The 11,364-nt window shown below is 40.4% G+C and carries 8 protein-coding genes; all 8 read left to right on the top strand.

Annotation, left to right across the window (positions count from 1 at the left end; all coding sequences use genetic code 11):
• Positions 1-551: 551 nt before the first annotated feature.
• The 8 genes from KGY70_01170 to KGY70_01135 all read left to right on the top strand — a co-directional run bounded on the left by KGY70_01170 (position 552) and on the right by KGY70_01135 (position 11,226).
• Positions 552-2,483: an aminotransferase class I/II-fold pyridoxal phosphate-dependent enzyme gene (locus tag KGY70_01170; GenBank protein MBS3773774.1), complete on the top strand. Its 1,932-nt coding sequence runs from the start codon at positions 552-554 to the stop codon at positions 2,481-2,483.
• Between the two features lie 19 nt (positions 2,484-2,502).
• Entirely contained in the window at positions 2,503-4,008 is a 1,506-nt protein-coding gene (locus KGY70_01165) for a hypothetical protein (GenBank protein ID MBS3773773.1), read from the top strand.
• Between the two features lie 271 nt (positions 4,009-4,279).
• Entirely contained in the window at positions 4,280-4,765 is a 486-nt protein-coding gene (locus KGY70_01160; protein ID MBS3773772.1) for a TlpA family protein disulfide reductase, read from the top strand.
• Positions 4,762-5,367, top strand: a complete 606-nt coding sequence (locus KGY70_01155; protein ID MBS3773771.1) for a thioredoxin family protein — start codon at positions 4,762-4,764, stop codon at positions 5,365-5,367. Before KGY70_01160 ends, KGY70_01155 begins: the two co-directional genes overlap by 4 nt.
• A gap of 145 nt (positions 5,368-5,512) precedes the next feature.
• Positions 5,513-6,379, top strand: a complete 867-nt coding sequence (locus KGY70_01150; GenBank protein ID MBS3773770.1) for a bile acid:sodium symporter family protein — start codon at positions 5,513-5,515, stop codon at positions 6,377-6,379.
• A 109-nt stretch (positions 6,380-6,488) separates the two neighbouring features.
• The gene (locus KGY70_01145; GenBank protein MBS3773769.1) at positions 6,489-7,334 is read left to right on the top strand and encodes a hypothetical protein; all 846 of its coding nucleotides are present in this window, start codon (positions 6,489-6,491) and stop codon (positions 7,332-7,334) included.
• A 307-nt stretch (positions 7,335-7,641) separates the two neighbouring features.
• A complete protein-coding gene (locus KGY70_01140; GenBank protein MBS3773768.1) occupies positions 7,642-10,773 on the top strand; it encodes an ATP-binding cassette domain-containing protein in 3,132 nt (1,043 codons plus the stop codon).
• A 201-nt stretch (positions 10,774-10,974) separates the two neighbouring features.
• A complete protein-coding gene (locus KGY70_01135; protein MBS3773767.1) occupies positions 10,975-11,226 on the top strand; it encodes a hypothetical protein in 252 nt (83 codons plus the stop codon).
• Positions 11,227-11,364 lie beyond the last annotated feature (138 nt).

Raw genomic sequence — 11,364 nt, 5'->3', positions numbered from 1 at the left:
TGTTATTTTTCCAAATGAACTGATCCCTCGTTTACATTTCAAATCTTTTGTGTTATGAACTACCACCTTTGCCTGCAAAGTGTGCTCGCCTTTGACACACCCGCTCTAATTGCCCTTTCATTTTTAAGGTGTCTGCAATTTAAGTCAGCTTTTCTTCATCATTGTATGATGTAAAACATTTGCAAAATGCCTAAACTCTGCGACTAAATCGGTCTGCATATCTCATCATCGTGCTATCGGACATCTCCTGGCCATCGCCCTGTATAATTCTATACCAATTTCTTACCCATTCAGATATTAACAACAAACTACAATATGCATTGATTACTATACGGCCAATACAATCATAGCTTCCATTTAAAATGTTGCTGTAATGTTGCGTAAGGCAATCTGCGTTCCTCATAGATTTGGTAAAATTCAATAAACACACTCTGAAGGAGTAATCCGCAAAAGAAGAATCCTTTTATAATGAACATCAGGCAAAAAACTTTCTTCTGCAGAAAAGTTTTATAGCTTTGCAGGTACTATGAAATTTTAAAACTGAGCCGGAAATGTATTATTCGGTACTGCTGGTGGACAATAATCCGGAATCTCTGCAGGATTCCATGCGTGAGCTGAAACAAAGGGGGCTGAATGTAATCGGCTGTATCAGCTTCGATAAAGCATGTGAATTCTTAAAAGAGGAAGGAACCATTCACATTGTTCTGTCTGAATGGGAGATACCCTACAATGAAAATGATTCCAAGGCGATCCGGGGGCTGGATATTTTCCGAAATTTCAAAGCTCTGCGGCATGAGGTGAGCTTTTATCTTTTCACCGAGATAGCCGACAGCAGAAGCCTGACAAGCGGCGGGATCCTCAATGGATATTTCTTTAAGGGAGAACACGTATATGATGACATGGTCCGTAAGATAGAGGCAGAGATTGCAGCCAAGCAACGGGCCCCGATATATGAAACGCTGGTCAAATATGCGGGAAAAGCTAAAGATTCCTGGCATACCCCGGGCCATGCCTCCGGCAATTCGGTTAGAAACTCTCCATATATAAAAGATTTTTATGAATTTTTCGGGGAAAACCTGTTTGCCTCGGATGTTTCAGTATCGGTTCCCGAGCTGGATTCCCTCCTGAACCCGGGAGGTGTAATAAAGGAAGCACAGGAGCTTGCAGCGAGGGCCTTCAATGCCCGCTACACTTTCTTCTCAACCAACGGCACCTCAACAGCCAACAAAATCCTGATCCAAACGCTTCTGAAGCCGGGGGATGCCATATTGCTTGACCGCAACTGCCACAAATCGGTACATTACGGGATAATCATTTCCGGTGCAGAGCCCATATATTTAATGCCTTCTATTAACAACAAATACGGTATTTTCGGGCCGATTCCAAGGAAAAAAATAGTGGAAGCCATGGATGAAGCCCTCGCCAAGAATAAAAACCTGAAAGCTCTGATTTTAACCAATTGCACCTATGACGGATTGATATACGATATTGAAGACATTGTTAAAGAAGCCCATAAACGAAACATCAAGGTAATCGTCGATGAAGCCTGGTACGGTTATGCCAACTTCCACCGGGAATTTTATCCATCGGCCATGGCTGCCGGGGCAGATTATGCCACCCAGTCGACCCACAAAACCATGAGCGCCTTTTCCCAGGCCTCGATGATCCATGTCAATGATCCGGATTTTGAAGACTTCCAGGACTTTTTCATGGAAAATTTTAACATGCACACCTCCACCTCTCCACAATATCCCATGATCGCATCACTGGATGTAGCCAGAAAACAAATGGTGATGGAGGGCTACTCCCTGATGAAAAAAGTTCTGGATTTATCTGCTTTGCTTCGGGATTCTATCAATTCGCTAAAAAAATTCCGGGTTCTTGATCTGAATGATATGATCAGTGATGAACTGAAAAACGATAACATCCGGCTGGATCCCACCAAGATCACCATTGATGTAAGCAAATCGGGACATTCCAGCAAGGAGATCGAACACATTCTCTTGACCAAACACAACATACAGATCGAGAAAACAACTTTCAACACGATAAGCATTCTTTTGACCATTGGTGCCACGTATTCCAGGATCAACAGACTATACCTGGCACTGGAAAACATCGAGAAACGCACCGGTAACCGTCAGATAAGCGGTTCGGAGCATATACTCAAAAAGTTTCGTCTGTCCATATCTCCCATTCGTTATCGCCCGCGATTTGCATTTTACTCCGAAACCGATGAGCTTCCCCTGGAAGATACAGAAAACCGTATCTCCGCACGCATGGTAACACCCTATCCTCCGGGAATCCCACTCCTTGTGCCGGGTCAAACCGTAACACCGGAGATCATCCGTACGCTTTCCATGTACCGGAACTACGGCATGGAAATACATGGCCTTCAAAACGGGTTGGTCAAGGTAATGACCAAAGAAGCAGAAGAGAAGCTGGATCAAACGGGATTCGACATTACAGACTTACCCGGTTAATGAACCTACAGATTATATTATGGATTACGAGATACTCTCCCTTATTCCGGCTCTGCTTACCATTGCGATAGCCCTACTTACCCACAGAGTAGCTCTGGCTTTATTTGTTGGAGTACTGGGGGGTGCAATCGTGCTGGCCGGATATCAACCGCTTCTTTTCCTAAGAGGCAGCTTTGAATACATGCTCATTGCTTTTGGAGATATTGAGAGGCTGAAAATAGTGCTTTTTGTTATCCTGATCGGGGGAATGCTGGAGATCATTGCAGGAAGCGGGGCCTACACAAAATTTGCAGGTGTGATGGCACGCCGGCTGAGTACACCCCGCCGCTCCAGAGTGGGCACCTGGGCACTTAGCATGTGCCTTTTTTTTGACGATTATGCCAATGTACTGATATCCGGGGCCACAATGAGGAATATCAATATACGGAACAGGGTAAGCCCGGCTCAACTGGCATATATTATTGATGTGGTGGCTACCATAGCCAGTGTTGTGATCATATCCACATGGGCATCCTTCGAAGGTTCGGTTATGGCAGAAGCCGGAAAAGATGCCGGGATACACAAAAGCTTCACCACTTTTTTCCTGGAGTCGCTACCCTACCACTTTTATACTTTCCTGGCCATTATCATGGCCTTTGTAGTTGCCTATACCGGAAAATGGTTCGGTTATCGTGCCGACAATGCCACATATCACCTCCGGGAACCAACAGATGTGAATAACCCCAGGGCAAGGCCAATCCATCTGCTGGCCCCCATTATCGCACTGATAGGCTCTGCTCTGATAGCATTGTTTTTATCGGGCTTTTATATACTAAAAAACACCGGTGAACCGGTAAGCCTGATTAAAATTATCGGTGCCGCTCCATCTTTAGAGATACTAATCTTAGCCACCCTTTTGGCGACCGGACTTGGCATCATGATGCTCAGGCGTGATAAAGCAATGTCTCCAGCCCTTATGAAAAGGCACTTTCTGAAAGGTATTAAAGGGATGACAGGAGTAAGCCTGGTAATCATCCTGGCCAAAGGATTATCTGCCGTATCGGCTGATCTGGGAACAGGAAACTATCTTACCGGCGCAGTATCTTCCTTTTTATCGCCGAAATTCATTCCTTTTATGATCTTTTCTGTTTCCATGGTTATTACTATGGCCACAGGCTTCAGCTGGAGCTCTATGGCCATTGTCATGCCTATCGCCTTTCAGATGGTTCATGCCGCCAACATACCTGATATAATCCCCATCGTTTCAGGAGCTGTGATTTCAGGAGCTGTTTCAGGTGAGCATATCATTCCGTTCAGTGAAAAAGCAGTGATGTCAGCGGCAGCCTGCAAAATCACACCGGTGTATCATATCAAAACACAGATACTTCAAAGCATAAGCGTATTTTTAGCGGCTGCCGGCTCCTATATGATCATTGGAGTAAACGGCTCCCTGGCTCTGGCCTTCTTTATACCCTTGAGCGTCCTTCTGTCTCTACATTTCTTTTTTGCCAGAAAAAATGCCCATGCAGCATTTGTTTGGATTTAATATCTTCCACTTTTTTAGTACCTTACTTACGGGTCAAATTCTTGCTTTTTTTGGCAAAACTTGCCCGGTAAGGTAAGGTGAGTTTTTATGGATCATAATGAAGCTTAAAAACATTATAAATAACATCCTTGCAATTTGGCACGTAAACATATACATAAACAGGGAAATTTTTTCTAACGCCGTTTTATCATTCTAAATAATACCCTGTTGTGGCTATAATTTCCACGGAACAAATTACCACGCTTATCTGTTTATCAATAAAAAGTAGCATATGAAAATCCTATTGCCCATTTGGTTTAGCATGCTCCTGGCTGCTCATGTATCGGCACAGAAGGTTCCTGTTTACGAGAATTTTGATGATTTTCAGGGCATTCTTCACCAAAACAACGATACCACCTATGTGATCAACTTCTGGGCTACATATTGTGCTCCCTGTATAGAGGAGATGCCAGCTTTCAGAAAGCTTGAAAATCATTATGAAGACCAACCGGTTGAAATTGTACTCACCAGCCTCGATTTCGGAAGCAATGTTAAAGAGCGGGTACGGTCATTCATGGAAAAACACAACATTCAATCGAGAGTTGTTATTCTGGACGATCCCGATGCCAATTCCTGGATCGACAAAGTAAGTGATAAATGGTCGGGAGCATTGCCGGGGACTCTGATATACAACCAAAACTCAAGGGAATTTTATGAAAAAACTTTTACCTATAATGAACTTCAACAAATTGTACAATCAAAAATGAAAGAATTATGAAAAAACTTGTTATGACTATTCTTTTAGGGTTGCTTGTCGTGCCTTCCGTGATGGCGCAAGGTTATGATATAGGCGACAAAGCCATGAATTTCGAGCTCAAGAATGTTGATGGCAGTTATGTATCACTTGACGATTACAAAAATGAAAAGGGAGTGATTGTGGTATTTACCTGCAATCACTGTCCATATGCCCAGGCGTGGGAAAATCGCATCATAAAGATTCACAAACGTTTTCACAAAAAGGGATTTCCGGTAGTGGCCATCCAGCCGAACGATCCGGAACTTGCACCCGGCGACTCTTTTGAAAACATGAAGGAGCGAGCCCAAAACAAAAATTATCCCTATCCTTATCTCCTGGATGAAACGCAGGAGGTATACCGGACATACGGAGCCACCAAAACGCCTCATGTTTTCGTGCTGAAGAACCAATCGGGTGATTTTGTTGTCAAATACATTGGAACCATAGATGACAACTATAAAAATCCCCAGGCAGTAGAGAAAAAATATCTTGCCAGCGCAGTCAATGCCCTGGTCAACGGTAATGAGCCCAGTCCTGCAAAAACAAAAGCAATAGGCTGTTCCATTAAAGACAAGGAAAAATAGAAGCGCGGGTTTTTACTCGTCTATTATAAAGGGCTGTCAGTGACGGCCCTTTTTTTTGCCTGCACCAAACAGCTTTTGTTGATTTTATATACTCTTCCTTTATTTTATTATATTAGCGAATTAATCAATATATTAATTGACGCAATTGGCCTCATCAATTTTTTCATCATACTTTCTGCCGGCTGTCCTGATTGTTATTATGTTCGGGATAGGGCTTTCTCTTGAGAAGAAAGACTTCAAAAATGTTTTTCTTTACCCCCGGATGATCATCATAGGTTTGTTTGCCCAAATGATACTGCTTCCCTTGATGGCCTTTATTTTGGTGTTCATTACAGATCTGCCGCCAATAGTAAAAGTAGGCTTCATACTGATCTCAGCCTGTCCTGGTGGTTCCGCTTCAAATCTTGTGGCTCACCTGTTGAGGGGAAATGTGGCCCTTTGTGTTTCCCTTACGGCGCTAAACAGCCTGTTGATATTGATTACCTTACCCCTTATCGTAAATTTGGGGTTAACATTATTTATCGGCCATACTGAAGAAATTCAACTGCCAGTAGGATACACCATTCTCAGAATATTTTACACCACACTTATCCCAACCTTTGCCGGATTATATATTCGTCACATCAACAGGCGCCTGGCTAACCGGCTGGAAGAGCCCTTCCGGTATATTATGACCATTTTGCTTTTTTCGGCATTCGCGATCCTTGTTTTACTTGAAGAAAAAAGTACCGGCCAGGTTGGAAGCAAATACGGTTATCTGTTCCCATATGCCATAGCACTGAACTTTGTTGCCATGTTTGTGGGCTATATGTTTTCAAGGAGAATGGGGCTGGAAAACCGGAACAATTATACCATCAGCATTCAGGTGGGTCTTCAGAACAGTGCATTGGCCATATATGTGGCCAGCTCAATTCTTGGACATCGTGAAATGGCCATGGTATCGGTGGTATATAGTTCATTTACCTTTTTCTCAACATTACTTTTCGGATATCTCGCCAAACAATTCGGATAATTTTTTGTTTTGTCTTCAAAAAAGTAAACTATTTTTAGGCCAATTAATAAAAAAATCTTTAATTTGGCATTGATTAATTTTGCAGTAAAACCATCTAAACATATTATCGATGAAGACATTAAAACAATATTCTTTTATTGGCATAATGGCCATTTTGTTAATGGCGACAGCCTTCTACATTTCAGGATGCAGGAAAGCTCAAAAAGAAGAAGATAAGCAGAAACAAACTGAGCGGGAAGAAATTACCAAATCGGAAATAAAGGAAAAAGTAAGTGAAGAAGTGTATCCCCTTCCTTCCACTTTTGAAATTACGGAAACTTTGAATGAAATTGGTGCAAGTTTTATCATCGCACTTACCAATGATGTGGAAAATGCCGATAAATATGTCACCGAAGAAAAACAGGTATTAAACCTGGGGGTGTACAGCGCTGACCTGAGTTATGCAACCACCTACAACATGAAACAATACATCATGGATTACATGGATGCCAACAGGACACTTGTTGATGAGCTGGGGATATCGGGTGCATACTCGCCGGAATTTGTGAAAAAGATTAAGGAGAATTTCAACAACAAGGAGCAATTGGTGGATATGCTAACCAATTCTTTCTACGAGACTTATAAGTACATGAATAAACAGGGCAATGAGGAACTGGCCCTGCTAATTGTTGCAGGAAGCTGGGTTGAAGCCATTTACATTACAACCCACATATCTGAAAATACATACCACAACCAAAAGATAGTGGATTTGATCCGGGAACAGGAATCGTCACTAAACAAGCTGTTAAATATATTAAAGCCACAATCCAGCAACAACAGCATACAAAATGTAATCAAAGACCTGCAGCCCATTAAGGAGGTCTACGATAACCGGGGAAATCAAGGATTTACCGAAGAGCAGGTAATGAAACTACAAGAATTATCCGGGAAGATCAGAAACGAAATCATCTCCTAATTTGGAAAAGCCAAAACCAAACAGGATGCTTCCAGGGAATTTAATGTGTTTCCATTTTGGCTTGTCCAAATTAGCAAGAATTTGACCGGGAAGGTACTAAAGAAAAAAATCAAATATTTTAAAAAAAGGGGTGTCATTGAAAAAAGACACCCCTTTTTTTATTAAATTTCTTTCCTGCAATTTCCAGGATTTTTACCATTTTATTTTGAATAATTCGGGTTAGGACATGAATGCAAAATATATCGGATCACAATTACAATAATTTAATAAATCCCAGTGTTTAATTTGTTAATCAGTTGATTTTTTTATGAGTGAATCAATACTTAACGCTTTAATCCATCTTTTTGCCATTGTTGCCAATATAAGGGCTAAGAAACTAACCCGGGCAGAAAAAGATATCGTCCGGAAATACCTGGAACGATATCTGAATACTGAGTTGCTGGAAGAATATTTAAGGGTATTTGATAATTATTTTGAGTTTTATCAGAGAGAATTAATGGAAGATTCGGACATTCCGGTTGAAAGTTATTCCCTGATCTCCTTCCAGATCACCAATGTCTGCCGCCAGATAAAAAAAGAGCTACTCCGGGAAGAACGGATTGTGGTCTTCATCCAACTTCTTGAGTTCATCTATTCCGATTCCGGAATCAGCGAAAGTGAACTAAAATTCACAAGAACTGTAGCCAATACCTTCAATATTAATGAATCAGAATATAACAACTGCAAGGCATTTATATTTGAAGGACGTCCGGATCATTTAGAACAGGATAAAGTTTTGATCATAGACAATCAGCTAAGGGAATGGTCGGAACAAATTTACTGGATGATGAAGGAAAAGACCAGGGAGATTCACTCCTATCCTTACAAACACATCTATAAAGAAAACCTTTATGGACAATTATTATTTCTTTACCTGGAAAGTATCAATTCCTTTGTATTCCGATATTCAGGTCAATTAAACCTTTACATCGAAGGTCATAAGATCGAACCGGAACATCCATACTTCTTCAAAAGCGGATCCATTATTAAAGGACCGAACATCTCTCCAATATATTATTATGACGTGTCATCCAAATTCCTGGAGGATAGGGCAAAATCTCACATCACCCTGAATACTTATAATGTAAGTTTCAAATTTAAAAACAGCGAAAACGGAATCCATACTTTCAACATCTCTGAAGAAGCCGGCCAGTTGATAGGGATCATGGGAGGAAGTGGTGTAGGAAAGTCCACATTGCTGAATGTACTCAACGGAAAAATTCCTCCGGATGAAGGAAAAATCATAATCAATGGTTATGATTTACACGGCAAAAGCGAAGAAATAAAAGGACTTATAGGCTATGTGCCCCAGGAAGATCTTCTCATAGAAGAGCTAACCGTTTATCAAAATCTTCAATACAACGCCAGACTCTGTTTCAAAGATTTAGATGAAGAAGCCATCCAAAACAAGGTTATGGAAACCCTGGAAGTTTTAAACCTGACCGAAATAAAGAATCTTAAGGTCGGCTCATCACTAAACAAATATATAAGCGGAGGCCAGAGAAAAAGATTAAACATCGGATTGGAACTGATGCGTGAACCCTATATCCTGTTTATAGATGAACCCACAACCGGTTTGTCTTCGATGGATTCTGAAAATATAATGTATCTGTTAAAGAATCAGGTATTGAAAGGGAAATTACTCATTGTCAATATCCATCAACCTTCTTCTGAAATTTATAAATTATTTGAAAAAATATGGGTATTGGATAAGGGAGGATATCCGATCTATCAGGGAAACCCTATAGAGGCCGTTGTATATTTTAAAACAGTGGCATCGCAGGTAAATGCTGCTGAAAGTGAATGTCCGCATTGCGGTAATGTAAACCCGGAACAGATTCTGAAGATTGTTGAAGCCAGACAAGTTGATGATTTTGGCAAGCCTGCCAAAGAAAGAAAAACAGCACCGGAAACCTGGTTTGAACGCTACCAGGAAAAGATCGAATCCGGTATAAAAAGAAAAGAAGACCGGGGAAGCCTTCCCAAAATCAATTTCAGCATCCCCTCCACATTCAAACAATTTCGCATTTTTAGCATGCGCAATTTATGGAGCAAAATTTCCAACAAACAATATATCCTTCTCAATCTTGTTGAAGCGCCGGTTCTTGCATTGATTCTCAGCTATTTTTCCAAGTTTATTACTGCCCAGGGATATGTTTTCGCTCAGAACAAAAACCTCCCTGTATTCCTCTTTATGAGCATTATAGTGGCACTGTTCATTGGATTGACGGTTAGTGCGGAAGAAATCATCAAAGACCGCAAAATACTGGAACGGGAAACATTTTTAAATTTAAGCTGGATAAGTTATTTAAATTCCAAAATTGTATATCTTTTTGGTCTATCTGCTATTCAGACCTTTAGCTTTATCCTCATCAGCAATGAGATACTGGAGATACAAGGAATGTTGATTCCATTTTGGCTTGTATTGTTTTCAACTTCCTGTTTTGGAAATATGGTAGGATTAAACATATCCTCGGGGTTGAACTCCGTAATAACCATTTATATACTGATCCCCCTGATACTCGTACCCCACCTCCTACTTGGAGGGGCCATGATATCTTTTGATGACCTGCATAAAAACATCTCCTCCGAAAAGTATGTGCCCATCATTGGAAACTTCATGGTCACCAGGTGGGCTTATGAGGCCATGACGGTTAAACAGTTCAAAGACAATGATTTTGAAAAAAAATTCTTTGAATATGATAAACAAATAAGTAACGCAGATTACAGAACCTCTTTCCTGATCCCTGAGCTTGAAGCAAAACTGGACATGGTATGGAGAAACATCTCAAATGATGAAAACGTGCAAGAAGTGAACCGGGATTTAAGGATCATCAGAAACGAACTAATCAAACTTCAGGAAGATGCCGGTAAACCACCTTTTGAATATTTCAACAGACTGAACAGCGATGCATTCAATCCAGAGGTAATGGAATCGCTTAAAGATTATCTGGTCTATATCAATTTGCATTACGTAAATCTGGGCAAGGAAGCATCTAATAGCCAGAATGCCTTGTATGAACAGCTCATTGAAACGCATGGCCGGGATTGGGTAAGAAATCTCAAGCAGAATAACCACAACCAACGGCTGGCCAGCATTGTTCAAAACACAAATGAGCTAAAAAACATGTACGAAACCAACGATGAAATCATTCAGAAAAAAGATCCCATTTTTATGGACCCATTGTCCGATATAGGAAGAGCTCATTTCTATGCACCTTATAAAAATATCAAAGGCTTTCACATGAATACATTCTCATTCAATTTAATTATTATATGGATGGCTGCCGCTATTCTTTATTATACGCTCGTTTTTAACATTTTAAGGAAACTGCTGCACAAAGTCGATATATTTCTTTCCGGTTTAACGGCATTTAGCCTTCACGACAAAGGCACCTGATCATTGAAGAAGCCAGCTTATGGATGGTGTTGCCCGGTGAACACCCATTTAATAGATTATCCAAAAAATATTAAATAATAACTTCACAAACTTCATACAGGAAAAGCACTTTTATTCGTTTAAAATAAACGCAAGCTTCTCAACTTATCTTTTAAAACAAAGGGTATCATTGATTGTTTATATTAAGAAATGTCTATTTGAATGAAAATGAACAAATCAAATTTTCAAAAACTGCCGGAGGGAGAAAAAGCCTCTCTGGTGTTGGATAAAGGCAAACAAATCAGCAGAAGAAAAGCAAACAATTACTTTGTAAGCCTTTATACACTGGATGAATTTATGGTAGAAATATGGTATCATTACAGAACCAATAAAATTGAAAAAGTTGAAATTATTGAAGATCATTCTATAATAGACAAATATATCGATGAGGAAGTGAACCGGAAAAAAGGTTAAAAGAACTTCCGCATAATACCTCTTCGGATTTATTTTTTAACAATCTGAATATCTGACAACAACCATTTCAAACTGCCCTGTGCATTCAACTGTACAAAAGAAGCTTGCCAACGCCATAGCCAATAAATTTAAGTGGAG

The organism is Bacteroidales bacterium (assembly GCA_018334875.1).
In the GTDB taxonomy this organism is placed as follows: domain Bacteria; phylum Bacteroidota; class Bacteroidia; order Bacteroidales; family UBA12077; genus JAGXLC01.
This window is presented reverse-complemented; position numbering and strand designations above follow the sequence as displayed.

Excerpts from the sequence above, each read along its gene's own strand:
- KGY70_01135 (MBS3773767.1), top strand. The coding sequence starts at position 10,975 with ATGAAAATGAACAAATCAAATTTTCAAAAACTGCCGGAGGGAGAAAAA.
- KGY70_01140 (MBS3773768.1), top strand. The coding sequence starts at position 7,642 with ATGAGTGAATCAATACTTAACGCTTTAATCCATCTTTTTGCCATTGTT.
- KGY70_01165 (MBS3773773.1), top strand. The coding sequence starts at position 2,503 with ATGGATTACGAGATACTCTCCCTTATTCCGGCTCTGCTTACCATTGCG.
- KGY70_01155 (MBS3773771.1), top strand. The coding sequence starts at position 4,762 with ATGAAAAAACTTGTTATGACTATTCTTTTAGGGTTGCTTGTCGTGCCT.
- KGY70_01170 (MBS3773774.1), top strand. The coding sequence starts at position 552 with ATGTATTATTCGGTACTGCTGGTGGACAATAATCCGGAATCTCTGCAG.
- KGY70_01145 (MBS3773769.1), top strand. The coding sequence starts at position 6,489 with ATGAAGACATTAAAACAATATTCTTTTATTGGCATAATGGCCATTTTG.
- KGY70_01160 (MBS3773772.1), top strand. The coding sequence starts at position 4,280 with ATGAAAATCCTATTGCCCATTTGGTTTAGCATGCTCCTGGCTGCTCAT.